This is a genomic window from Sphingorhabdus sp. Alg239-R122, from assembly GCF_900537065.1.
Classification (GTDB): Bacteria; Pseudomonadota; Alphaproteobacteria; order Sphingomonadales; family Sphingomonadaceae; genus Alg239-R122.
Window position 1 is genome coordinate 29,432 of the sequence record NZ_UNRC01000003.1, and the last position, 25,369, is coordinate 54,800.

The 25,369-nt window shown below is 53.9% G+C and carries 22 protein-coding genes and 1 tRNA gene; 8 read left to right on the top strand and 15 right to left on the bottom strand.

What is annotated here, in order from left to right; all coding sequences use genetic code 11:
* Window position 1 precedes the first annotated feature (1 nt).
* From hutG to G6Q15_RS04080, 7 genes are all read right to left on the bottom strand, one after another.
* Window positions 2–940: a formimidoylglutamase gene (gene hutG, locus G6Q15_RS04050; protein ID WP_164115954.1), complete on the bottom strand. Its 939-nt coding sequence runs from the start codon at window positions 938–940 to the stop codon at window positions 2–4.
* Between the two features lie 9 nt (window positions 941–949).
* Window positions 950–2,626 (bottom strand): urocanate hydratase, encoded by a 1,677-nt coding sequence (hutU, locus tag G6Q15_RS04055; protein WP_164115956.1) that lies wholly within the window; start codon window positions 2,624–2,626, stop codon window positions 950–952.
* The gene (gene hutH, locus G6Q15_RS04060) at window positions 2,619–4,163 is read right to left on the bottom strand and encodes a histidine ammonia-lyase (RefSeq protein WP_164115958.1); all 1,545 of its coding nucleotides are present in this window, start codon (window positions 4,161–4,163) and stop codon (window positions 2,619–2,621) included. Before hutH ends, hutU begins: the two co-directional genes overlap by 8 nt.
* Entirely contained in the window at window positions 4,157–5,359 is a 1,203-nt protein-coding gene (gene hutI / locus G6Q15_RS04065) for an imidazolonepropionase (protein ID WP_240330741.1), read from the bottom strand. Before hutI ends, hutH begins: the two co-directional genes overlap by 7 nt.
* A 154-nt stretch (window positions 5,360–5,513) precedes the next feature.
* Window positions 5,514–5,588, bottom strand: a tRNA-Glu gene (locus G6Q15_RS04070).
* 88 nt (window positions 5,589–5,676) lie between these two features.
* A complete protein-coding gene (gene recJ, locus G6Q15_RS04075) occupies window positions 5,677–7,446 on the bottom strand; it encodes a single-stranded-DNA-specific exonuclease RecJ (protein WP_164116484.1) in 1,770 nt (589 codons plus the stop codon).
* Between the two features lie 158 nt (window positions 7,447–7,604).
* Complete coding sequence (locus G6Q15_RS04080; RefSeq protein ID WP_164115963.1) at window positions 7,605–8,750, bottom strand: DUF2891 domain-containing protein; 1,146 nt, start codon at window positions 8,748–8,750, stop codon at window positions 7,605–7,607.
* Between the two features lie 136 nt (window positions 8,751–8,886).
* Here G6Q15_RS04080 and G6Q15_RS04085 point away from each other — a divergent pair, with 136 nt between their 5' ends.
* Entirely contained in the window at window positions 8,887–9,378 is a 492-nt protein-coding gene (locus G6Q15_RS04085; RefSeq protein WP_240330742.1) for an NAD(P)H-dependent oxidoreductase, read from the top strand.
* Here the strand turns inward: G6Q15_RS04085 and G6Q15_RS04090 are convergent.
* Both G6Q15_RS04090 and glpX read right to left on the bottom strand, forming a co-directional pair.
* Window positions 9,375–10,616 carry an alpha/beta hydrolase gene (locus G6Q15_RS04090; RefSeq protein WP_164115967.1) on the bottom strand — a complete coding sequence of 414 codons (1,242 nt, stop codon included), beginning with the start codon at window positions 10,614–10,616 and terminating at the stop codon, window positions 9,375–9,377. The two genes, G6Q15_RS04085 and G6Q15_RS04090, sit on opposite strands and share 4 nt — an antisense overlap.
* A 60-nt stretch (window positions 10,617–10,676) precedes the next feature.
* Window positions 10,677–11,660, bottom strand: a complete 984-nt coding sequence (glpX, locus tag G6Q15_RS04095) for a class II fructose-bisphosphatase (protein WP_240330743.1) — start codon at window positions 11,658–11,660, stop codon at window positions 10,677–10,679.
* A gap of 90 nt (window positions 11,661–11,750) precedes the next feature.
* Between glpX and G6Q15_RS04100 the strand changes: the two genes are divergently transcribed.
* Complete coding sequence (locus tag G6Q15_RS04100) at window positions 11,751–12,224, top strand: hypothetical protein (RefSeq protein WP_164115970.1); 474 nt, start codon at window positions 11,751–11,753, stop codon at window positions 12,222–12,224.
* Between the two features lie 35 nt (window positions 12,225–12,259).
* Here G6Q15_RS04100 and G6Q15_RS04105 read toward each other — a convergent pair whose 3' ends face one another.
* On the bottom strand, window positions 12,260–13,564 hold the full coding sequence (locus G6Q15_RS04105) for a homoserine dehydrogenase (RefSeq protein ID WP_164115972.1): 1,305 nt from the start codon (window positions 13,562–13,564) through the stop codon (window positions 12,260–12,262).
* Between the two features lie 211 nt (window positions 13,565–13,775).
* Window positions 13,776–14,609, bottom strand: coding sequence for a hypothetical protein (locus G6Q15_RS04110; RefSeq protein ID WP_240330744.1), 834 nt, complete (start codon window positions 14,607–14,609; stop codon window positions 13,776–13,778).
* Window positions 14,610–14,867: 258 nt separating this feature from the next.
* On the opposite strand from G6Q15_RS04110, the gene G6Q15_RS04115 reads away from it, so the two are divergent.
* The 4 genes from G6Q15_RS04115 to G6Q15_RS04130 all read left to right on the top strand — a co-directional run bounded on the left by G6Q15_RS04115 (window position 14,868) and on the right by G6Q15_RS04130 (window position 17,576).
* Window positions 14,868–15,560, top strand: a complete 693-nt coding sequence (locus G6Q15_RS04115; RefSeq protein ID WP_164115974.1) for an energy transducer TonB — start codon at window positions 14,868–14,870, stop codon at window positions 15,558–15,560.
* Between the two features lie 48 nt (window positions 15,561–15,608).
* Window positions 15,609–16,400, top strand: coding sequence for a MotA/TolQ/ExbB proton channel family protein (locus tag G6Q15_RS04120; RefSeq protein WP_164115976.1), 792 nt, complete (start codon window positions 15,609–15,611; stop codon window positions 16,398–16,400).
* 139 nt (window positions 16,401–16,539) lie between these two features.
* A complete protein-coding gene (locus tag G6Q15_RS04125; RefSeq protein ID WP_205518081.1) occupies window positions 16,540–17,067 on the top strand; it encodes a biopolymer transporter ExbD in 528 nt (175 codons plus the stop codon).
* 59 nt (window positions 17,068–17,126) lie between these two features.
* Window positions 17,127–17,576, top strand: coding sequence for a biopolymer transporter ExbD (locus G6Q15_RS04130; protein WP_164115977.1), 450 nt, complete (start codon window positions 17,127–17,129; stop codon window positions 17,574–17,576).
* A 355-nt stretch (window positions 17,577–17,931) separates the two neighbouring features.
* Here the strand turns inward: G6Q15_RS04130 and G6Q15_RS04135 are convergent, their stop codons facing one another.
* Window positions 17,932–19,782 (bottom strand): ABC transporter transmembrane domain-containing protein, encoded by a 1,851-nt coding sequence (locus G6Q15_RS04135; RefSeq protein WP_164115979.1) that lies wholly within the window; start codon window positions 19,780–19,782, stop codon window positions 17,932–17,934.
* 173 nt (window positions 19,783–19,955) lie between these two features.
* Here G6Q15_RS04135 and phaZ point away from each other — a divergent pair, with 173 nt between their 5' ends.
* Window positions 19,956–21,272 carry a polyhydroxyalkanoate depolymerase gene (gene phaZ / locus G6Q15_RS04140; protein ID WP_164115982.1) on the top strand — a complete coding sequence of 439 codons (1,317 nt, stop codon included), beginning with the start codon at window positions 19,956–19,958 and terminating at the stop codon, window positions 21,270–21,272.
* A gap of 10 nt (window positions 21,273–21,282) precedes the next feature.
* Window positions 21,283–22,248: an N-acetyl-D-Glu racemase DgcA gene (dgcA, locus tag G6Q15_RS04145; RefSeq protein ID WP_164115984.1), complete on the top strand. Its 966-nt coding sequence runs from the start codon at window positions 21,283–21,285 to the stop codon at window positions 22,246–22,248.
* 69 nt (window positions 22,249–22,317) lie between these two features.
* On the opposite strand, the gene G6Q15_RS04150 is transcribed toward dgcA, so the two are convergent.
* The 3 genes from G6Q15_RS04150 to G6Q15_RS04160 all read right to left on the bottom strand — a co-directional run bounded on the left by G6Q15_RS04150 (window position 22,318) and on the right by G6Q15_RS04160 (window position 25,367).
* Window positions 22,318–23,496 carry an acetyl-CoA C-acyltransferase gene (locus G6Q15_RS04150; RefSeq protein ID WP_205518082.1) on the bottom strand — a complete coding sequence of 393 codons (1,179 nt, stop codon included), beginning with the start codon at window positions 23,494–23,496 and terminating at the stop codon, window positions 22,318–22,320.
* 54 nt (window positions 23,497–23,550) lie between these two features.
* On the bottom strand, window positions 23,551–24,009 hold the full coding sequence (locus tag G6Q15_RS04155; RefSeq protein ID WP_164115986.1) for a MaoC family dehydratase: 459 nt from the start codon (window positions 24,007–24,009) through the stop codon (window positions 23,551–23,553).
* Between the two features lie 179 nt (window positions 24,010–24,188).
* The gene (locus G6Q15_RS04160) at window positions 24,189–25,367 is read right to left on the bottom strand and encodes a mechanosensitive ion channel family protein (RefSeq protein WP_164115988.1); all 1,179 of its coding nucleotides are present in this window, start codon (window positions 25,365–25,367) and stop codon (window positions 24,189–24,191) included.
* Window positions 25,368–25,369 lie beyond the last annotated feature (2 nt).

The window sequence follows — 25,369 nt, forward strand, 5'->3', positions numbered from 1 at the left end:
ATTAGCTGGCGGACATAAGCAGCCGTCTTGCAAGCAGCGCAGCGCTTTTTGCTGTTACACTCTGCATGTCGTGTGGCGGGGACAATTCGACAATATCGGCCAATGGACATGGCGTAGCGGTTTTTTTGCATTCTGTCAGAACTGTGACAACCAAATACTCTATGATCTCGAGCGGGACACCTCGCGCGGCTGGCGCACTGACGCCGGGTGCCTGAAAATGTGGAAGCACATCGATGTCTATGGTGAGATAGACAAGATCGGAGCGTTTGATAATGGCGGAGACCGCGTCGTCTGCGGCATGTTTGTCCGCGATTAACGCGTGATCGGACACAGTACCGACATTCCATTCCCGGGCACGGTCCATAAGTGCCTGTGTGTTCGATTCTTCGGCAACGCCAATGCACAGATAATCGAACTTTTCATGGGCAAGTGCCCTGATCTGTGCAAAGGGTGTGCCCGATGAAGGGCCGTTTCCACCCGGCAACCGCAAATCAAGATGCGCGTCCAGATTGATGATGCCGATCCGTTTATCCGGATAAGCCTTTGCCAGGCCGCTATAACTTGCAAACGCAGTTTCATGCCCGCCGCCCAGCACAATGATGCGCCCATGCTGTGTCAGGTTTTGATGCAGCTTTTCGCTCAGTGCGATTTGCCCTGCCTCAAGATCATCACCCAGCACCTCGATATCGCCGAGGTCGGTAAAACGCACCGGGTTCTGGGGCGCAGCAAGGCCTGCCATCGCTTTTCGCATTGCAGCCGGTCCATCATGTGCGCCGATACGCCCCTTGTTGCGGGCAACGCCGGCATCGCTGGCAAAACCGATCACGGCGCGGTTGGCATCGCCCTTGCCAGCAAGGTGATGAAGCCGCAGTGCATCTGGTCCGTCTTCGGGGTCAGAGCGTCCGGTCCAGGGCTGGGGAGGGATGATGTTTACCGGCATGGCTGTGTCTTACCCTTTTGGCAAAATGCCAGGAAGGTCAAGCTCATGCTCGCGCGCGCAGTCCAACGCGATTTCATAGCCTGCATCGGCATGGCGCATCACGCCAGTCGCCGGATCATTCCACAATACATTGCCAATGCGGCGATCCGCATCTTCGCTGCCATCACAGCATACCACCATGCCGCTATGCTGTGAAAAGCCCATGCCGACGCCGCCGCCATGGTGGAGGCTGACCCATGTTGCACCGCTCGCTGTATTGAGCAGCGCGTTCAGCAATGGCCAGTCGGACACAGCGTCCGATCCGTCCTGCATCGCTTCGGTTTCGCGGTTGGGAGAAGCGACCGACCCGCTGTCAAGATGGTCGCGGCCAATCACGACCGGCGCGCTCAGTTCACCATTGCGCACCATTTCGTTGAAGGCGAGGCCCAGCCTGTGCCGCTGCCCCAGGCCCACCCAGCATATCCGTGCGGGCAGCCCCTGGAAACTGATCCGTTCACGCGCCATGTCGAGCCAGTTATGCAGGTGCGGGTCATCGGGGATAAGTTCTTTCACCTTGGCATCTGTCTTGTAAATATCCTCCGGGTCGCCGGAAAGTGCACACCAGCGAAATGGACCGATACCGCGGCAGAACAGCGGCCGGATATAGGCAGGGACAAACCCGGGGAAGGCGAAAGCATCTTCCAGCCCTTCCTCCAGTGCGACCTGGCGGATATTATTGCCATAATCGACGGTGGGGACACCGGCCTTATGGAAATCAACCATTGCCGCGACATGGGTTTTCATGCTGGCCCGCGCGGCCTTTTCTACGGCCTTGGGGTCGCTTTCCTGCTTGGCGCGCCATTCAGCCACGCTCCAGCCGATGGGTAGATAGCCATGCACAGGATCATGCGCGCTGGTTTGGTCGGTTACGATATCGGGGCGGACGCCGCGCCGAAACAGCTCTGGCACGATTTCTGCGGTATTGCCGATAAGCGCCACCGATTTGGCTTCACCCGCCGCTGTCCAGCGATCGATCATCGCCAGTGCTTCATCCAGGTCGTGCGTTTTCTCATCGACATAGCGCGTACGCAGGCGGAAATCGGCACGAGTTTCATCGCATTCTATGGCGAGACAACATGCCCCCGCCATCACAGCGGCAAGCGGCTGTGCACCGCCCATTCCGCCCAGGCCGCCGGTGAGTATCCAGCGTCCCTTAAGGTTGCCGTCATAATGCTGCCTCCCGGCTTCGACAAAAGTCTCGTATGTGCCCTGCACAATCCCTTGCGTACCAATATATATCCATGACCCCGCGGTCATCTGCCCATACATGGCCAGACCTTTTTTATCGAGCTCGTGGAAATGGTCCCAATTGGCCCAGTGTGGGACAAGGTTGGAATTGGCGATCAGCACACGCGGTGCGTCGGCATGCGTACGAAACACGCCAACCGGCTTGCCTGACTGCACCAGCAGAGTCTGATCGGTTTCCAGTGTTTTCAGGCTTTCGACAATCGCATCAAATGCGGCCCAGTTGCGGGCTGCACGGCCAATGCCGCCATAGACAACCAACTCATCGGGATTTTCCGCAACGTCAGGGTGTAGATTGTTCATCAGCATCCTGAGCGGTGCTTCGGTAAGCCAGCTTTTGGTGTTGAGCTTAGTTCCGGTCGGGGGATAAACGGCGCGGCTGTTATGGGTACGGTCAGTCATGCATCATCTCCTCAAGGCAAGGGAAATCTATATCTGTTTTATCAAGCAGCTCACCGTGCCCGACAAGCTGTGCAGCGGTCTCAAGATCGGGTGCGAGGAAACGATCTTTGGTGAGCGGGGCAATATCCTCATGGAGCCTGTCACATACATTTGCGAGCGGAGAGCTTGTCTTGAGGGGGCTGCGGAAGCGGATGCCTTCGGCAGCGCAGAATATCTCAATGCCGAGTATGCGAAACAGGTTTTCCGCCATAGTACCCAGACGGCGCGCGCCATGCGCGGCCATGGAGACATGATCTTCCTGATTGGCGCTGGTTGGCGTGGAATCGGTCGAGCAGGGGTTTGCGAGATGCTTGTTCTCGCTCATCAATGCGGCGCTGGTTACTTCGGCAATCATCATGCCCGAATTGAGACCGGGATCTTCAGCGAGAAAAGGGGGTAGGTCGAAACTGAGCGTGGGATCAACAAGCAGGGCAATGCGCCGCTGCGATATCGACCCAATCTCGGCCAGTGCCAGCGCAATCATATCCGCGGCAAAAGCCACGGGCTCGGCATGGAAATTGCCACCTGAAACAATACGGTCTTCGGACAATAGGACCAGGGGGTTGTCGGTTGCCGCATTGGCTTCGCGGCGCAACGTAATGGCGGCATGGACCAGCATATCCATCGCCGCGCCTGCCACCTGAGGCTGGCAACGCATACAATAGGGGTCCTGTACGCGCGGGTCGTCGGCGCGGTGCGCTTCGCGGATTTCACTATCATGGAGCAGTGTGCGCATTGTGGCTGCTGCGCCAATCTGTCCGGGGTGTCCGCGCAGGGTATGAATTTCCTCGATTAGCGGCGCAGTCGAAGCCATGGCTGCATCTATCGACATGGAGGCCGAAAGCAGCGACGTACAACCCGCCTGCCACGCAGAAAAAAGCCCTGCCAGCGCATGGGCGGTCGAAAACTGTGTACCATTGATAAGCGCTAAACCCTCTTTCGGGCCGAGTGTGACGGGGGTGAGTCCTGCTTTTTCAAGCGCCGCGCCACCGGAAAGGATTTCACCCTGAAATTCCGCTTCGCCTTCACCCATCATCACGGCGGCCATATGCGCCAGTGGGGCCAGATCGCCTGAAGCACCGACAGACCCCTGTGCAGGAATGACAGGTGTTACAACTTTCGCCAACATTGCTTCGAGCAAGTCTACCGTTTCTGGCCGTATGCCTGATGCACCCCGGCCCAGCGAGATGAGTTTGAGCACCATCATCAACCGCTTAATGGCGCGCGGTGTATCCGGGCCAACGCCAGAGCAATGTGACAGGATAAGATTGCGTTGCAGCGTCGCCGTATCTTCCGCCGCGATACGGATAGAGGCAAGCTTGCCAAATCCGGTATTTACGCCGTAAACCGCTTCATTGCCGCTTGCGGCCGCATCAATCCGCGCTGCCGACGCATCAATCCGCATACGGGCGTCCGCATCCAGCGTAACCGGCAACTCCTCGCGCCAGATACGTTCGAGCAGTTTCAGGCTCACATTGCCGGGGGATAATGTCAGCATGTCTCTCCTCCAAAAATCCGCATATGCAAAGGCGCATCTCCTATTCTGTAACTCATTTCAGCAGGATCGCTAAAATTCCATATCGCAAGGTCTGCGTGCTTACCTGCCTTGATCTGCCCGCAATCGTTCAGGCCCAGCGCCCGCGCAGCATGGACCGTCACACCCTCAAGGCATTCCTGAGGTGTCATGCCGAACAAAGTTGCACCCATATTCATGGTAAGCAGTAGCGATGTCATAGGCGATGTGCCGGGGTTGCTATCAGTGGCCAATGCCATAGGTACGCCTGCATCGCGCAGTTTCTGGATAGGCGGCAGTTTCGTTTCCCTGAGCGCATAGAAGGCTGCGGGTAATAACACCGCCACTGTTCCCGCATCCGCCATGGCAGCAATGCCCGCATCGCTTAAATATTCCAGATGATCTGCGGAAAGCGCATTATGGCTTGCCGCCAAGGCCGCACCGCCTTGGTCGGACAGTTGTTCAGCATGCAATTTTACGGGCAAACCTAATTTTTCTGCCGCATTAAACACGCGTTCTATTTGCGCCGGAGTAAAACCAACTGTTTCGCAAAACCCGTCCACTGCATCGACGAGGCCTTCGGCAGCAACCTCTTCCATGGTGGGAAGGCATATTTGTTCTAGATAGTCATCCGCCCCCATATCTTTGGGATAGGCATGTGCACCCAAAAATGTCGTGCGCACCCGGATATGCCGTTCCTCGCCCAGTCTGCGCGCAACACGCAACATTTTCAGCTCGGTCTCTGTGTCCAGTCCGTAGCCTGACTTGACTTCAATGGTCGTGACGCCTTCACGGATCAGGTTATCCACCCGCTGCAGGGCTGATGCCAGCAACCCACTTTCTGATGCTCGTCTGGTGGCCTCCACAGTGGAAAATATGCCGCCACCCGCCGTCATGATATCTTCGTAACTCGCGCCGGTCAGCCGCATTTCAAATTCGCGGGCGCGAGATCCGCCGTAAACCAGATGCGTATGGCAATCGATCAGGCCCGGTGTCACCAGCCTCCCGCCCAGAGCGCGCACTTCGCTCTCCCGGTATTGCTGCGGCAAGTCATCCGCATCGCCGATAAAGCCAATCGTCTCGCCATCCACGGCAATAATGCCATCGCCAACATATTCATCGCTGCCCTTTGATATGAAAGGTGCGATCTTTATATCGGACAGGATATATGTGCGGGGCAATGTCGACTCCATGCTGTGTGTGGACACGGCATGATTAGCCCCGAAAGCTATGACATTCAAATACAGATGTAATGGTTATCCCGAACATATTGTCTGCGCGCGTACAGGCAAGCCAAATGGCCTGCAGGAAGGTTGCTGTAGATATATTGAAAAATGGTGACCCCTACGGGAATCGAACCCGTGTTTCAGCCGTGAAAGGGCCGCGTCCTAACCGCTAGACGAAGGGGCCATACCAATCTGCTTGGTCAGCGAACTGCGCAATTAGGGGGTAGTTTTGCCTAGGTCAAGTGATTCTATCGGTTTTTTTGGATTTCTTTTTATTCTATCCAGGCCGCATCTTCCAGATGCAATTCTGCGGCCGGGCGTGCGCCCCAGTCATCGATTTTTACGCGGCCTGCAATCCAAAGCTTGCGGTCACGCGGCGCGGCCAGCAAAGTCTGACCCAATTCGGAATCTGCCTGCCGGAAAGCAATGGTTTTGATCGAACGGCCATCATCACCGGCAACAATGGTGCGCAGATGGTTGGTGCCGACCACATCGCATTTGATAATGCGCACGGGGCCTGTGGCGATACGCGGGGCGGGCCAACCCATGCCATAGGGACCGGCAGTGTCCATTGCTGTCACAAGGTCGGGTGTGACGCCGCCAGGGGCGACGACAGCATCGAGCAACAGGGATTTATGTGCGGAAGCTTCACTCACATCGCGGCCCAGCCGGTCGTCCAGATAATCGGCAAAATCTGCCAGCCTGTCTTCTTCAACAGTAAGTCCAGCCGCCATGGCGTGGCCGCCACCCGCGACCAGATAGCCTTCATCCTTGGCCGCGATAATTGCCGCGCCCAGGTCGACACCGTAAATCGAACGGCCCGATCCTTTGCCTGTGCCATTATCGTCCACCGCTATGACAAGCGAGGGTTTGCCTGTTTTCTCCTTGATGCGGCCCGCCACAATGCCGATGACGCCTGGATGCCAGCCTTTGCCGGATAGCACCATAACCGCGCGGTTATGCTGGGCAGCGAGCATTTCTTCGGCCTGTTCCTGCACATGCGCTTCTATCGCGCGGCGTTCCTCGTTGAGCTGGTTCAGCTCGCCGGCAATCTGTCGCGCCTCTTCTGCATCTTCTGTGGTCAGCAGGCGCACGCCCAGGTCCGATTTTCCGACACGGCCCCCGGCATTGATGCGAGGACCAAGTGCGAAGCCCAGGTCGGAACAGATCGGTTTGCGGGTGAGACGGCTCGCTTCGATCAGGGCGTTCATACCGGTATTTCGGCCTTGCCCCATGACTTTGAGGCCTTGCGCGACAAAAGCCCGGTTCAGCCCCTGCAGCTTGGCAACATCGGCTACGGTTCCCAGAGCGACAAGGTCCAGCAGTTCGAGCAGTTTGGGTTCCGCACGATCCGAAAAATAGCCATGGCCGCGCAACGTGCGGATCAGTGCCGCACCCAGCAGAAAAACCATGCCCACAGCGGCAAGATGGCCGTGCACGGCGCCCGCATCGCTTTCATCAAGCCGGTTCGGGTTAACCAGTGCAAGGGCTTCCGGAAGCTCGGCCGCGCATTTATGATGGTCGACCACAATGACATCGACGCCCGCTGTTTTGGCCTGTGCCAGCGCATCGAAAGCCATGGCACCGCAGTCGACTGTGACAATCAGTGTTGAGCCTTGTTCAGCAAGTTTGACCAAGGCAGCACCACTCGGGCCGTAACCTTCCATTAGCCGGTCTGGAATATAGGCCCCGGCGGCCAGCCCCAGCTCACGGAGCAGCCGAATCAGCACAGCCGCACTGGTGGCGCCATCAACGTCATAATCGCCGTAAATTGTCACTTTTTCACTGGTCAGTATGGCTTGCGCCAGCCGCTCCGCAGCTGCATCCATGTCGCGGAATACTGCCGGGTCAGGCATGAAGCCGCGTATGGTGGGATTACGGTATTGCTCCAGTTCTGCTCGTGGTGCACCGCGGCTCAGCAAAAGCTGGGTAACAAGGTCATCGGGCCTGAAATCCTGCGAAGAGCGTACATCGCCATTGCCGCCGCGCCACTGCCATGTCTGTCCGGTGATGGATCGTTCGATATTAAGCGCGGTTGGCAGGGTGTCATGCATCGTCAGTTTTACCTGAAAAAGGTAACAATGGTTACGTAAAACTGGGGGTGGTTGCAGCAAGTCATGGGGCAGGAATAGCAAGCAGATTCATACATTGAAAGCATCTAGTGCAGGTGGTGATATAAATATCATGTATTTAGGACCGGTTATTCGGCGACTATAATTCCCCGCTTCGTTTCAAGATAGGTGGCAAAGCTCGCAAGCCAGTGGCTGCCAGCATAATGTTCGTCACTAACGGCGGCTATGCCGATCTTCTCATGCTTTGTGGCAGCGGCTAGCAGCGCGGTACGACGGGCATCGGTTTCGGGTAACGCGGAAGCGATGCCTTCCAGCGCCCATGCACGCGACAAGTTGACACCGTCAAGATGAACCAGCTTGCCATCAGTGGCATCACGGACAATGCCCGGCTCCAACCAATCTGCGCTGCCATTTGACGGGATACTTGGCAAAAAGCCGCTGAGCCAACTGGCATATTCGCTGCTATCCATTACGCGGCGCATCAAGTCGGCTTCCATCAGGCAGGGAGAGAGGAAATCTTCGCCTGATGGCTCATAAGCGAGCGGGCAATCCACATCGCCAGCATAGAATTCGCGCGTCTTGTCAATAAGCATGTTTTCGAGCCCTTTATTGCCCACAGTGCGTGCGTAATCGAGCATCAGGCCAAATGCGAAGGCGCTCTGGTTATGTGTGCCAAGCCGGATTGGATAGGCAAGGTTGGGCAACCAGCCTGTAACCTGTTCCACAATAGACTCCTCCAGCGGGCGCAGGATTTCACGGTACCTACGTAGTTGGGGATCATCGCTTTCATGCAGCTCAGTGACCAGTTGCAGATACCACGCAATGCCATAAGGCCGTTCAAAACTGGCACGACCTTCGGCGGCATAATAGGCTGTTTCCGCAGCAATATTTTTCTGTGTGAAGCTTTTATTCAGTGCCGCCAATATGGCATCGCGCATCGGGCTGTTGGCATCGGTTTTCAATATGCGCGTAAGCAACCAGTGGCCATGCACTGAACTGTGCCAGTCGAAACAGCCGTAAAATGCGGGGTAGAGCGCGTGTGGGGGCCTGGCATCTTCATCACCGGCGAGCACGTGGCTGACCTTATTGGGATATTTGCGGTGGACGCATTGCAGCGCCATTATGGCGAAACGGTCAGTGGTAATGCCTGTACGCAGTTCGGGGATTTGCGCTGTGGCTGTTTGTTCAGAAGGCGCTTGTAATTCCTGGCATCCGGTGAGGGTGAACGCAGTGCAGCCGATAAACAGCCATGTCCGTCTCAGAATATGTGGCATGTGCGTCTGCTCCCTGTCATTCCAATATACTCGTGCAACCTAGGAGGAGTGAGGCCTGCGGGGCAAGCGGTAAAATGGGTCCCATAGGCTGCATGTTTCTGATAGCTTGTCTTTGAGCAAGTAGGAGATGCAATCGATGAAAACGCTGCTTATCGTCTATTACAGCAAGACCGGTGGTAGCGCGGCGATGGCAAGGTCGGCAGCACAGGCGGCGCAGGACGAACCGGATGTGCGGGTTATCCTGAGGCACGCAGGCGAGTCTGGACCGGAGGATATGCTTGCCGCAGATGGCTATCTATTCATATGCCCGGAAAACTTGGCAGCAATTGCGGGCGGCATGAAACTGTTTCTGGACGAATGTTATTACCCGGTACTGGGCCGTATCCAAGGGCGACCATACGCAGCAATGATCTGTGCCGGGTCAGATGGTAAAAATGCGATGCAACAGCTGGAACGGATTGCTACTGGATGGCGGCTCAGGAAAGTCGCTGATACACAGATTGTGTGCACCCATGCACAAACCCCTGAACAGATATTAAAGACCAAGACCATTGGGGAAGCTGACCTGATGAAATGCAGGGAAACCGGCAAGGCATTAGCTACAGGGCTTGCGCTTGGCGTTTTTTAATCCGCCTCTGCCTCTAACCGGTTTTTGTTCTTCTTGCCTGCCATGCACAAATTGCTGTTTTCCGTTTCTTCCAACGGCCGCAACCTGAATACATAGTCAAGGTGTGTTGAAATGCGGTTTGGGTTGGCTCCGCGCATACCGCTTTTCACAACCTGCTTGAAATCCGCACAGACTGCTGCACTTTGGATAAAGTCGGAATGACCGAAATTGCTGTCACTGACTTCGGTCGTGTCGACAATGGTCATGCCCTTCTTGGCAGGCGGTGCGTCATATGTCGCTTCCAAGGCATAACAACGTTCAGGGCGTCCTTGCTGTCTGAGTTCCGTCGCGCGAAACGGATCGAAACAATAGGGCGTGCCGAGGCGTGGATAGCCATGGATACGCCGTGACGTTTCCAGGGCGCGGTCTTTGGCGGAAACATAGACTGTAAGGCGGCGGTCATTATTGACGCGGCGTGCGGAAAGCACTTCTTCGGCAATATCGCGTTCAAATTTTTGCCGGTCTATATCGGGTGAGGCGAGGATGATGTTGGAGATATTACTCGAATCCGCGCTGGATGAGTTGCGATCGACATAATCTACGGCTGGAAGGACAAGCCGTGCGCCCATGCTGTGCGAGACAAGCACAATTTCCTTAATCCATGGTTGCTGTGCCATTTTGTTGAGGAACCGGCGAAAGTTGCGTTCGTCCCAGTACATATTGGCTTCATCCACAGCGTAGCTGAGTACTGAGCCATGACTGGGCCAGGTGTAGAGGACCATCGGTCCTTCGAACTCAGTAAGCCGCGCAATCTGAATTGTATCGCGTGAAGTGCGCGGGAACCGCTCCTTATAGCCATGGACATAAAGCAGTACGCGGCCATTTTTGCCGGCTCTTTTGCCCAATGCGTCCCACCATGATGTCTCTGGTTCAAACGCAAGCGGGATTACGCGTTGGCTATTTCCCTTTGCATTGACGGCCTTTGTGGCTTCGGCAAAGCGACCAAAACGCATCCTGTCTGTACGCTTGTTGGTCAGCGTGATGCTTGGTGTGCGGCAGTCGGGCAGGCGGGTGGTGGCAAAGAAATATTCTTTTCCTGCCATGGCCTGCGGATTGCTGCTGACCGGATTACAGCGCGGTTCGGCAACATAGTCGCCATGCGGAACAGGACCATAATCCACGCCGGAAACACAGGCCGACAAAAGAAATAGCAATGCTGTCAGAGGCGCCATACGTAGCGGTAAGAAGGTGTGTTGCATGGAATAACCTTTCGTACAGCAGCCTCCCCAAACCACTATGCATGAATGCGTGTTTGAGTTTTAGGTCCGGTGCTCGCCCTTGACCCAGCGCACCGTGCCGCTGGATGCGCGCATTACGACGCTTTCGGTGGTCATGACACCGCGGCGCAGTTTCTTGACGCCATCAAGAAGCGATCCGTCCGTCACACCGGTGGCTGCGAATATGCAGTCACCCTTGGCAAGCTCCTTAAGATCATAGATCTTGTCGAGGTCTTCAATGCCCCATTTGGCGGCCCGCGCGCGTTCGTCATCGTTGCGAAACAATAACCGCCCCTTGAACTGCCCGCCCACACAGCGTAGCGCCGCGGCCGCAAGCACGCCTTCAGGTGCGCCGCCAGAACCCATATACATGTCGACCGTGGTGTCTTCGTCGGTGGTGGCAATAACACCCGCAACGTCGCCATCGGGAATAAGCATGATACCGCAGCCGATTTTGCGCAGCTCTGTAATCAGTTTTTCATGACGGGGGCGATCAAGTACACAGACGATAATGTCCGCAGGTGAAACGCCCTTTTCGTTTGCCACGGCTTCGACATTTTCACGGACTGATTTGTCCAGGTCGATGATATCGGGAGAATAGCCTGGGCCAACAGCCATCTTGTCCATGTAAACATCGGGGGCGTTGAGCAGGTTGCCTTCTTCGGCAATGGCAAGCACCGCGAGCGCATTTGGCCCTGCCTTGGCGGTGATGGTTGTCCCTTCCAGCGGGTCAAGCGCAATGTCAATTTTCGGCGCTTTGCCTTCGCCCGTGCCGACTTTTTCACCGATATAGAGCATCGGTGCTTCATCGCGTTCGCCTTCACCAATAACAACAGTGCCGTCAATATAGAGCTTATTCAGCGATGCGCGCATCGCTTCTACCGCAGCAGCATCGGCGGCATCCTCATCGCCGCGTCCGATCAACTTTGCTGCGGCAATTGCGGCGGCTTCGGTAACACGCACCATTTCAAGGACAAGGACGCGGTCAAGAAGGTCGCTATTAGGCATTTGGGATTGGTCGGTCATGGGTTTCCATTCATCTGGTGTTACATATGGCCGCGATACTGTTGATCCGCAGCAATCAAATATGATGCTCTTTAGGGGAGGGATGTTTCCTTGTCGAGATTACAGATTTTCACTTTCCTTCCGATCATGCTGCTAATGGTTACCGCTGCCCAATCACCTGATCGCGAACAAAGTGAAATTGATGCGAAAGTCTCTGATATCGTTGCGCGCGGCAAAGCAAAAACAACGGCGATTCGTGACCGTTGCAAACGCGAGAGTGTCGATGAAATTGTCATATGCGGCGAGCGCGACATAAACACAAAATACAGGCAGGCCGAGGGTTTTCGTGAAAAACGCACAGCTATCAAGGGTGGAGTGCCCGATGCACCAAACGTATTTGGAATACCTAATCACGGGCCTGTTGTGGCGCGCGGTTGTTTTCTTGGGCCGTGCCCAAAAGAGCCTATTGTGCCATATACAGCCGACCAGTTGCCGGTCGTTGATCAGGAATATCTTGAGCTGGCGCGCAAGGCAGCAGAAGATGAGCGCAAACGACAAGCCGAAAGCCAGGCGCAGCCCGAATAAATTTTATCTATCCTAATGTTCGGCTTAAACCCGTATCAGGCGCCTAGTATATGAATCACCATAGGGTCACCGGCCAGGCTTTTGGAGCCTTTTAACGCCTCAAGTGATGCAGTAATATTGGCCTCTGGCCCTTTATGCGTCACCATTGCCACCAGCACCGCGCCATCCTTGTTGCGGCCCTTTTGGATCAGGCTTTCAATAGAAACATTCGCATCACGCATGGCAGCGGTGATTTCAGCCAGAACACCAGGCTGGTCGCTGACTTCAAAGCGGAGATAGGCCTTGCTCATCCGATGTCCCGATTCGGCTTTATCCATCGCGTCAAGACTGGCCACCGGCATGGAAAAGGCCGGGCCAATTTCACCGCGTGCAATGTCTATGATGTCGGCGACAACAGCAGACGCTGTGGGGCCGTCACCTGCGCCCGCGCCCTGAAACAATAACCTGCCTGAAAAATTGCCTTCGGCGACAACGGCGTTGGTTGACCCGGAAACATGCGCCAATGGATTGGAAAGCGGGACCAGGTATGGGTGGACGCGTTGGAACAACCTTGCATCGCCGCTTTTGCGGTCAATCTCACCAATGCCGATCAGGCGGATGCGATATCCCAGCGTATCTGCCTGGGCGATATCGGCTGCCAGTATTTTCCGGATGCCTGTCTGTTCAACGGCGTCGAAATCGATTTCCGCACCAAAGGCAAGGCTAGATAGGATGGAGAGCTTGTGCGCGGCATCAACACCATCAATATCAAAGCCGGGGTCGGCTTCGGCATATCCTAGCTGCTGCGCTTCTGCGAGGACGTCGTCAAAACCGCGTCCCGTTTTTTCCATGGTGGAAAGAATGTAATTGCAGGTGCCGTTGAGGATGCCATAAACCCGCTCAATCGCATTTGCTGCTGCGCCTTCGCGCAACCCTTTGATAACTGGAATGCCGCCTGCGACTGCGGCTTCATATTTGAAACTCAATCCAGCCTCTTCCGCGCTTTTTGCGAGTGATAAACCGTGATGAGCGACCATTGCCTTGTTTGCGGTGACAAAGGATTTGCCGCCTGCAAAACTGCCACGTGCCAATGTGAGGGCAGGGCCGTCCGATCCGCCAACCAGTTCGACAACTATATCGACATCATCGCGGGCAGCAAGCGCGGACATGTCATCTTCCCAGTCATAGACAGAAAGATCGATTCCGCGATCCTTGGAACGGTCGCGCGCAGTGACGGCCGTAATTTTGATGGGGCGGCCTGCGCGGCGTGTAATTAAATCAGCATTTTCCGTTAGCAGGCGGATAACACCTGTGCCGACCGTGCCCAGGCCCGCAAGTGCGATATTCAATGTTTTTGCCATCAGGATCGTCCGTTCATTTACGCTATCATACGGTCACGGCCGCAGTCTCTAACGCGGTCCATACCTTATAAGTGCGCAAATACCAGCCCTTCGTCAGGATAAATTTGCTTCTGCAAAATGAAGTGAAACTTCATTGCGTGACGTGCACGTAATCTTGCGCAGACTCCGCTTCCTGAACGGACAACTAATAAACCAGTTGTCTTGTTTCGCCTTAACTGCCGCAGGGGCCAAGCTGTCTGCGCACAAACTGATAATCTGTGCGGGCCAGTGCATTGGCCCGTGCATTATCGCTGATGAGCGATTCGGATGGCAGTTTTTCCGGCAGGAAACATGCGAGCTTATACCATAATAGAGTGTTGCGTTCGGGAATACGTGCAGATTCATCCAGGATTTCCGTCAGTGATACGGCCCATTGCGGCACTATGCCTGGACGGCGCAATATGGTGATGGAGGCAGGGGCGCCACTTTCGGTTTTCAAAAAGATCTGGGTTTCGCCCTCGCCTTGAAGATTGCCGGGGACGTGCAAGGCTTCCCTTATACCTGTAATGTCGGGTGGCGCATCCGGGCTGACAATTTCCCGCAGGATATTTTTGGTCCGCTGTTCGGTGTCAGGCGTCCAGGCCATATGTGCATTTTTGCCGACAAGCTGGATTTCCCCGGGACGGCCACGCACGGGCTTTGCGAATATAAGGAACTCACGTTTTTTATATTTGGGTGCTTTGCCACGGTCGCTGCGCGGGACATCGACAAGATAGCGAATCGACTCGCCAATACCGCTTCTGCCTCGGATGAGGGAGATGACTTCAGCTTCAATATACAGGCGAACCTTGTCCGGAGGGATGCCAGGTGCTCGCTCGGCCGGTAGCGGAATCGAATCTTTTACTCGAACCCGGGCGACGAGAGGGGCTGTTGTAGAAAGCTTCGTCAGCGCAACATAATCGGCGCGCGCAAAACTACCCTGTGCATGCGCTAATGGCGTACAAAATATTAAAGGAAAACAGCACAAACTTGCGATAAAGCTGTTTCTGATGTACTTATATATCATTGCGCATTCTTTCGTGTTTGAGCGGTATTTGCAATCCGGCTACCGTGTGGCCGGTGAATTGGGAGTGAACCGGCGATATGTGCATCCACAGTGGCCGAGTGACATAAAATATCATTTGCAAATAAAAAAACATAAATAATTTTCTTGCGGTCCTGTTGGATATTTTGTCATAACGAAAATTGCACGGCCTGATGTCACCTGCAAAATGTAGCGGACTCGGGACGGTAAATGAAATAGGGTAAGGAGTGACGTTTCTGAATGGCTTATGCTGATCAAGAGATGAGCGGAAACAAGATTGTTTCCCTGATCGTCGTTGCACTGTTACATATTGTTGTTGGCTATGCCTTTATTTCGGGTCTGGCTTACCAAGCATATGAGCAAGTGAAAGAAGAAATAACCACCATCGAAATCACTGAGGACGAGCCTCCACCAGAGGAAGAGCCTCCGCCACCTGAAGAGATTCCGGATGTTCAGCCGCCACCAGTTGTGGTGCCTCCGCCACCTATTCAGGTGCCGCAGCAGAACAGGCCGCAGATACAGCAGCAGCAGGAAATACCAGAGCAGGCCCCCGTAGTGGAAGTGGCTGCCCCGCCTGCACCGCCACCGCCAGCTGCACCACCGCCACCGCCACCGCCGCCTTCAAAAGCGAAAGGGGCAACACCACGCGGTAATACTGGCCGCTGGGGTGCCCAGGCCCAGAGCAGTTATCCTTCACGGGCTATCCGTGAGGAGCGCGAGGGTACGGTTGGCTTCCGTCTCACCGTCAGTGCCAAGGGACGGGCGACTAACTGTACTGTCACCAGTTCCAGTGGTCACTCTGATCTTGATGCGGCGGCATGTAAGGCCATGCGACGTGTCGCGAGGTTCAGGCCTGCACTGGATGATGCCGGTAATCCAACGACAGGGAGTTGGAATAGCCGTGTCCGATATGAATTGGACAATGTCAGATAATATAAATTATCCTGTATGATTTTTGATTTTTCTTGAGAGGTAAAGATTATGTATATGCAAGTTCTAGCAGCTGCTGCCGAAGCGGCCGAGGTAAAAGCAAAGTTTGGTTTTTGGGAAGCTCTTAATGAAGGCGGTGTCATTGCATATGCCACCGTTATCATCCTTGCCATTATGTCTTTTGGTTCTTTCTACATCCTGTTCACCAAACTTTTTGAACAGCAGAAAATTTTCAAGCAGGGTCGTTCTGTGCGCCAGACATTCTGGCGTTCGAACAGCCTGAAAGAAGGCGCTGCCAAGCTAGACAAGAATAGCGCCTACCGTCAGATCGTGGACGACGGCATTCAGGCTCAGGAACAACATGAAAAGCTGACCGATCCTGTAGAAGCTCATGACTGGCTGCACGGCTCGCTCGCACGTAGTGAGAGCGCTATTAACGCGAAGTTGGCTGGCGGCTTGCCATTCCTTGCAACCGTGGGTGCTACTGCACCGTTTATCGGTCTGTTCGGTACAGTTGTTGGTATTTACCGCGCGCTGATCAAAATTGGCTCCAGCGGTTCCGCATCGATTGACGTTGTGGCTGGCCCCGTTGGTGAGGCGCTTATCATGACCGCACTGGGTCTGGCTGTGGCCGTGCCTGCCGTGCTTGCATATAACTGGCTGCAAAACCGCAATAAAGTTCTGGCGCAGCAGCTTGGAACATTTTCCAATGATGTGCTTGGCTACATGGCTTCAGGCGGTTCCGTAAAGCCTGCCACTCTGGCAGCGGCTCCTGCCAAGGCGGCACCTAAAAAGCCTGCAGCTGCACCAGCCGGCGGCGTAAAAACACCGCCTAAAAAATAAAGAATTTCGGGAGCATCTTTGAGGTGCTCCCGGCATTCAATCGTTTGGCCAGCGACTTTACGGCCGTAAGTTTTGACAGGGCTGTTTGGGATATGCCGTATAAGGCAAGCCAGATTGTCCAAGGATAGGATATAAAGCAATGGCAATGAGTACCGGCGGTGGCGGCGATGAAACGCCGATGTCAGACATTAACACGACTCCCTTGGTGGATGTCATGTTGGTTCTGCTTATCATCTTCCTGATTGCAATTCCTGTAGCAATTCAGAATGTTGACCAGTTGGAAATTCCAATTCTGGAAAATGAAAAATCCGATGACAGTGCTGAAAACGTACTGCTTTCCATCTCAGCGACTGACGATGCCGGGCGGGCACCAAACACGCCTGGATATACTGGAGCATCGCAAAACGGCGAATGCATGGTCTATTTACAGGTAACGCCAGTGGACTCCCAGCAGCTTTATGATTTTAGCCTGAAGCGTATGGAAAGCTTCATCGAATCACGCGGTGGTGTGGAGAATATTGATCCTGATGATGTGCCAGAAGTGCATATCCGTTCTGACGTTAATACACCATGGCAGTGCATTGGCGGTGCGATATACCAGATGCAGGCCGCAGGTTATCCGGCAGTTGGTTTTATTTCGAACCCGCAGGACCCCAACCCGTCATAATTGGCAAGCAGCGTGGCTGCGTGACTATAATTTTTAAAGTTATTTAGGAGTATTTCATTATGGCAATGAGCGGCGGCAAAGACGACGGCGAGCCAATGATGGAAATGAACACAACACCTCTCATCGATGTGATGCTGGTGTTGTTGATCATGTTCATTATCACCATTCCGATTGCGACCCATGCTGTGAACATTCCGCTCCCTGTGAGCCAGGATACACAGAATGACCCGCCAGTTGATCCGATCAAGAACAAGCTGATTATTGATACCAATAGCCAGTTGCTCTGGAACGGTGAAACTATTGATCAGCCAGCGCTTCAACGCCTTCTGGCACAGACCTTGGAAATGTCGGTGGAGCCTGAGCTTCAGTTCCAGCCGGAACCACGTGCACGATATGACCTGGTTGCAGAAACATTGCGTACCATTGAAAATTCAGGCGTGAATAAGTTCGGTTTTGTTGGCAATGAGCAATATCGCAATTTCAGTTCGCCACCTGTACCAGGTGCATAAATCAATATAATATGATTTTGAAAAGGCGGCCTATGGGTCGCCTTTTTTTCTTTTAGTTGGAAACAGCGGCAAAAACTCTGGCAGAGCTTTCAGTGGAAAGAACCACTGGCTTTCAAAGAAAAGCTTAGACGGGCAATCAAACAAGCTGTGTCAACTGATATGAGCCCTGTTTTCCTAAATAGATGCTGTGCATGTGCGCATTCATCGGTTGGAGGAATACGTACGCTACAGCCCGGTTCGGGCTTGCGAACGCTTCTCCGTCAGACCTGTTTGGGCACACAATAATCACAAAAACCTTCGACAGAAAATTCCCTGCAAGGGAGTGCAAAGCCCGCTTTCACCGTCCACTGTGTCTCTATTTGGTTATGTTGGCGCTATTGCCACTGAACTGAAGGCTGGCGAGGCGCGCATATAGACCGCCGCGTGCTGACAACTCATCATGCGTTCCTTCTTCGACAATCTGGCCATCTTCCATCACGATAATGCGATCAGCGGTGCGAATGGTCGCAAGCCTGTGTGCAATAACTAATGTCGTGCGATCGGTCATAAGGTTGTCCAGTGCGTCCTGCACCAGTTTTTCGCTTTCCGCATCCAGCGCCGATGTAGCCTCATCGAGCAGTAATATTGGAGCGTTGCGCAGCAATGCGCGGGCAATCGACATACGCTGTCTCTGCCCACCTGAAAGGCGTGCGCCAGCCTCGCCCAGATAGCTGTCCAATCCTTCGGGCAGGGCACGCAGGAAAGCTGCTGCATTGGCAGCCTCTGCTGCGACCCAGATTTCCTCATCGCTGGTCTGCCAGTTGCCATAGCGCAGGTTGTCACGCGCTGTTGCTGCGAATAACACGCTTTCCTGCGGAACAAAGGCCATACGCCGACGGATATTCGCCGGATCCGCCGAAGGCAGCGCGACACCATCAATGCGGACGCTGCCGCTTTGCGGATCGTAAAAACGCTGTGCAAGCTGGAAGAGTGTCGACTTACCTGCACCTGAAGGCCCCACAATAGCGACCGTTTCACCTGGTGAGACAGTCAGCGTAAAATCCTTGAGCGCGGCAATGTCAGGACGCGTAGGATAGGAAAAGGAAACGCCTCGAAAGCTGATTTGTCCGCGCGGAGGTTCGGGCAACGCAACCGGCTTTGCAGGAGGCGCAATATCCGGTTCTTCTTGCAATAGCTCGGCTAGTCTGCTGGCAGCGCCAGCACCACGCAGCAAATCGCCATATACTTCGGTCAGTGCGCCAAATGCGCCTGCGACAAGCCCGCCAGTCAGCACAAAAGCAGCAATCGTACCACCTGTCAGGCGGCCTTGCGCTACATCAACAGCGCCCTTCCACATGAGCATTGTAATGGCACCAAAAATCAATGCGATAACGATGGATGTCATGATAGCACGTAGCCTGATGCGCTTCTTGGCTATGTCAAATGTCGCCTCTGCCGCACCAGAAAATCGTTCGGACTCACGCTTTTCCTGACCGAAAGCCTGTACGATTTTCATTGCACCCAGCGTTTCGGCAATCATGGCGCCAACATCAGCGACACGGTCTTGGCTGGTACGCGACACATTACGTAATTTACTACCTAGCAGGACGATAGGCAGAACAATAACGGGAATGCCGATCAGGAGTGCCGCTGTCAGTTTGGGAGCAAGAGTGAACAGGTAAACCACTCCGCCTATTCCCATCACGACATTGCGCAATGCGACGGATAGAGTAGTGCCTACGACCTGTTCGATAATGGCAGTATCGGATGTCATGCGAGACGCGATTTCGGAGGGGCGGTTTTGTTCAAAAAAGCCCGGCGGTAACCGCAAAAGGTTTTTTTGCACCGCAAGGCGGATATCTGCAACGACGCGTTCCCCCAGCCATGACACAAAATAGAAGCGCAGAGCTGTCGCAATGGCCAGCACCACCACAATCATGAAAAGATAATAGAAATATTGCGATATATCACCGCCCGCGCTGCCAAAGCCGTCATCTATGACGCGTTTGAACCCCGCCGGAATGGCAAGCGTAGCCATTGCCGCAGTAAATAGAGAAAGAACAGCAAAAATAATCTGGCGCGGATAGTTGGAGGCAAAATCCCAAACCATCCGCAAATTGCCGATACGCCGCACCGGGCTATCCTTCTGCTCTTCGGAATCGAGAATTTTGGCGGTTTCAGCAGGTATGGACAGCTGTGTCTGGGATTGATTTTCTATATTGCTCATGCGCACCCGCGTAGCAGCCCGCGGCAGGGCGCTCAATGTTTTTACGATCTGCTTTTGCAGCTGACCTGAAGCCGCAATGTGGATAAATGGCGCTTTTATATGGTGCAGCGCAATATCGTCTGCTACCGCGGTGGCAAATATGGGCAAACTGTACCGACAGGGAACTGAATAAAATGCTTTATAACGGATATGAAATGCAGCGCACCTTGCTCGCAAGTGCGAGCAACTGGGCCAATATGAGCGCACAAATGCTCAAGAATCCGGCCAATATATTCGGATATATGGCGGGTGGTCCGATTATGGCCTCGGCCCTGGAAGTTTTTGCACATGCGGCGGCGCCGCGCGGGAAACCGCCTTTCGGTCTTGATAAAATCGAATATGAAGGGGAATTGCTCAGTGTGGCCGAGGAAATCGTGCTGCAAAAACCGTTTGGCCAGTTGAAGAAATTCAGCCATGCGGGCAACGAAGGTAAACCCAAACTACTTATTGTTGCGCCTATGTCTGGCCATTTCGCGACATTGCTTCGCGGCACAGTTGAGCGGATGATACCTGAGCATGAGGTCTATATTACCGACTGGCGTGATGCCCGGAACGTGCCTTTGTCTGAAGGTTCATTCGATCTGGATGACTATATAGATTATCTTGTCGAATTTCTGGAACATATGGGCCCCGGCGCGCATATGCTTGCCGTGTGCCAGCCTTCCGTACCATGTTTTGCTGCGGCGGCCATTATGTCAGCGGATAAGCATAAATGCCGTCCCAAGACGCTCACCATGATGGGCGGACCGATTGACACACGTGAAGCACCGACCGCAGTCAACACCATGGCGACACAGCGCCCGCACAGTTGGTTCGAACAAAATGTGGTTGCGACCGTACCAATTCAATATGCAGGTGCGGGACGTAAGGTTTACCCCGGTTTTTTGCAACTGGCAGGTTTTATGTCAATGAATTTGGGTGGTCATCTCAACAGCCATTGGGAAATGTTTAAACATCTGGTCGATGGTGATGGCGATAGCGCGGACGCGACCAAGGAATTTTACGATGAATATCGCGCCATTTGCGACATGACTGCGGAATTTTACCTGCAGACGGTGGATCTGGTGTTCCAGACTCACGCCCTGCCACGCGGTGAAATGAAGCATCGCGGGCGTGAAGTCGATCTGTCTGCCATCAAGGATATTGCGCTGCTGGCCATTGAGGGTGAACGCGATGATATTAGCGGCCTTGGCCAGACCAAGGCGGCACTGATGCTCACGCCAAACCTGCCCGAAAAGCATAAAAAATACTATATGGCGGAAGGCGTTGGCCATTATGGCATTTTCAATGGCAGCAAGTGGCGCGAGCATATTGCGCCTGTTGTGGAGGAATGGATATTGGCGCATGAAAGCGCTGCAACACGCAAGTGTGCCAAAGTAGCACGGGTTGATCCCAAAAACTCTGCCGCACCGCATCTTGAGGACTTGCCCGAAGGGTCGGACTTCGCCTAAACAGTCGACCATGATCACATTACAATCAGCTCATGTCGAACGCTTTGCCGTGGATGGCGCGTTCATTATCTCACGCGGTGAAAAAACCGATGTCGATGTTGTCGTCTGCGAAGTTACCGATGGCACCCATGTCGGACGCGGTGAGGGAACGCCCATTTACTATGAAGGCGAAACTGCGGAACTTTGCGTTGAAGCCATAAATATGCGGTGCAAGCAGAACCGGCCACTGAGCCGTGAAGACCTGCTGGATAGCATGATGGAAGGCGCGGCGCGCAACGCACTGGATTGTGCACTTTGGGACCTTGAATCGAAACAGACAGGCAAGCCGGTATGGGAACTCGCAGGTCTTCCTGAACCCAAGCCGCTGGTCACTGCCTATACAATCTCGCTCGGCGAGCCTGAGGTGATGGAGGCTGATGCCCGCAAGGCGGCGGAGACCTATGCTCTGCTCAAGGTCAAGTTGAATGGTGAGAATGACCGTGCCCGTGTCGCTGCAGTGCGGGTTGGCGCGCCGAATGCGCGAATTATTGTCGATGCCAATGAAGCATGGGACGAGCTGGATATCGTCAGCGAAGCGATGGCGATGCATGAACTGGGCGTAGAGCTTATCGAACAGCCGGTATCTGCCGGTTTTGAAGACGAGTTGATGGGCGTCGAAACGCCGATGCCGCTATGCGCCGACGAAAGCTGTCACACATCCGAGGATATCGAGCGTGTTGAAGATTGTTTTCAGGTTATCAACGTGAAGCTTGATAAGACAGGTGGCCTGACTGAAGCACTTCGCTTGGTTGAAAAAGCCAAAGAAGCTGATATGGGCATCATGGTTGGCTGCATGCTTTCCACATCGCTTGCTATCGGTCCTGCATTTGCATTGGCGCAGGTTGCGAACTGGGCGGACCTGGATGGTCCTGCACTGCTGAAGAAAGACCGTGAGGGCGGTTTCAAATTTGAAGGTGGCATGATTAGCCAAGGCTGATATACTGATATGGCAATAAAAAACCCTCGCATTGCTGCGAAGGTTTTTTATTGTTCCAGTGCCGAAGCCTTAGAAAACCTCGAACAGTCCGGCTGCACCCATGCCGCCGCCAACACACATGGTCACAACGACATATTTCGCGCCGCGGCGTTTGCCTTCGATAAGGGCATGGCCTGTGCAGCGTGCGCCTGTCATGCCATAGGGGTGGCCAATCGAGATTGAACCGCCATTGACGTTCAAAAGCTCGTCTGGAATGCCAAGCGTGTCCTGACAATACAGAACCTGTACCGCAAAAGCCTCATTAAGTTCCCACAGACCGATATCATCCATTTTAAGGTCGAAACGCTCAAGCAGCTTGGGGATGGCATAGATGGGACCAATGCCCATTTCATCGGGTTTCGTGCCTGCGACTGCCATGCCGACATAACGGCCCAGCGGCGCAAGCCCGGCTTTTTCGGCCGCCTTTGCTTCCATCACAACACAGGCGGAAGAGCCATCTGAAAGCTGTGAAGCATTGCCCGCGGTAATTACAGCATCCGGGCCCATGACCGGGTTCAGGCCGGCCAGACCTTCCAGCGTGGTGGTCGGGCGGTTGCCTTCGTCTTTGGTAATAGTCACATCTTGCATGGAAACTTCACCGGTTTCCTTGTTCATCACGCCCATTGTGGTGGAAACAGGAACAATCTCGTCATCAAAATAGCCCGCTTCCTGCGCAGCGGCGGTGCGTTGCTGCGATTGCAGGGCATAGGCATCCTGCCGTTCACGGCTGATGCCATAGCGCGAAGCCACAGTTTCGGCTGTCTGCAGCATTGGCATGTAGATATCATCATGCATCGCAACCAGCTCCTTGTCCGGCTGCATCCGCATTTCCTTGGTCTGCACAGTCGAGATGCTTTCCTGACCGCCCGCGACAACGCAGTCCATCCGGTCGATCACAACCTGTTTGGCGGCGGTGGCGATGCTCATCAGGCCAGAGGAGCACTGGCGATCAATTGTCATGCCCGAAACGGAAATCGGCATGCCTGAGCGCAGGCTGACGTTACGGGCCAGGTTGCCGCCTTGCGAACCTTGTTGCAGTGCGCTGCCCCAGATCACATCATCAATGCTTTCAGGGTCAATGCCAGCGCGTTCTACAGCGGCTTTGAATGAATAACTGCCCAGCGTTGGCCCGAGTGTGGTGTTAAATCCGCCCTTATAGGCTCTGCCGATAGGGGTCCGGGCGGTGGAGACGATGACTGCATCACGCATGATTGGGAATATCCTTATTGTTTGCTGTCCGCTTTGGAGCGGTGAGAGATAGGTTTATACGAAAAACTGGCTGATCCATTCGGCCATGAGGGCAGGCTTGTCTTCGCCTTCAATCTCGACCGTGAATTCCAGTGTCTGTTGCCACTGGCCGGGTCGTTTTTCGGTGAGTTCGAGCAGTTTGAAATGGCCGCGTACGCGCTTGCCAGCGCGCACTGGTGCAAGAAAGCGGACTTTATTGCCGCCATAATTGACACCCATTTTAACACCCGCAACGCGGGGCATATTGGATTTTGCACTCATCAACGGGAAGAGGGATAGCGTGAGGAAACCATGGGCAATCGTGCCGCCAAACGGCGTCAGTTTTGCTTTTTCCTCGTCAATATGGATGAACTGATGGTCGCCGGTTGCGTCAGCGAACTTGTTGATCATGTCCTGGTCAACCGTGATCCATTCTGATGAACCCAGTATTTCGCCAACCTTCGCGGTCATGTCCTGTGGTGAGATTTCAGCCATGTGAGAGCCTTTCCTTTCCTGCAGATTTAATTGTTCGCTTAAGCTTTTGCCGTGTTTGCCCTGTGCGCACAAGGGGGTGTGCATAGCCGCTACGGCATGCTGGATCACAGGTGTATCAACATTAGGCCATGTAACAGAAAATCGTGCCTCATGCGAATCATCAACAGAGCGGTAACACCTTAATCCCTGGTCCCATATCCACCCTCAGGATATGGCAGGACCATCGCGCCATCGGGGCCTGCGGTAAAGGTTGTCTGTGTTGGATAGGCAAATTCGTAACCAAGTTCGTTGAATTTCTGAAGTATCTCGAGCCCGATAATATGACGACCTTCGAATACCACCTCGAAATCATCACTGACAATGTCGAAATCCAGTTCGAAATCAATTGAACTATCGCCAAAACTGATAAAGCCTGCACGGATGAATTTTGCATTATTTGCTTCAACTATCTCTTTCAGGATTTGCGGTATGTTACGCGCTTTTTCTGGAGAGGTTTGGTAAATTACACCGATTTTGAAACGTGTACGGCGATGTTCGAGCCGTGTGTAATTGATAATTTCCTTATCAAGAAGGTTGGTATTGGAAATGACGATTTTCTCACCTGTTACAGAGCGCAGCCATGTGCTTTTCAGTCCTGTCTTTTCGACGGTAGCGATCGTATCGTCATACTGGATCATTTCTCCGCGCTTGAAAGGCTTGTCGAAAATAATGGCGAGCGCCGCAAACAGGTCGGAAAAGATGCCCTGTGCTGCCAGGCCGATGGCAATGCCCCCGATACCAAGGCCTGCAATCAGGCCGGTAACATCGACTCCCAGATTGTCGAGCACGACAATAGATGCGATCGCAAACAGGCTAATGGTTACGATTAGCCTGATGATTGCCATTGCATTGACCAGCGTTTCCGAACTGTGATCCTCGCCCTCGGAAGCGCGTCGTTCGACAAAGCCCAATATCAGTTCGCGTGCCCATACTGCGACCTGGTAAGCAGCTATGATAATGAATAAGAAAGAAATAATTCTCTCTATGCCGGACGGAGTGTTGGCAAAACCAGTGACTAACCGGATTGCGAGTATGAGAATGAATACATAACCGGTCTTGCCGACCGTACGCCCGATAATAGCCCTGAACCTGAGAGGATCGTCAAGCCGCGCTGCATAGCTTTTGGCATATTTGCACAGGAAGACTAGCGCAAAGTAGATAAGCGTACCGATTGCCACCGCAACCAGTATCTCGAACTGGTTTTCGATTATCCATTGCTTTTTGCCGGCGAAAAACTCCCCGATATGACTCCATTCCAGAGGCTCTTCGACGCGTTCAATGATCGTTTTGCTGTTGGCGGCTGATAATATGTGATTCATGC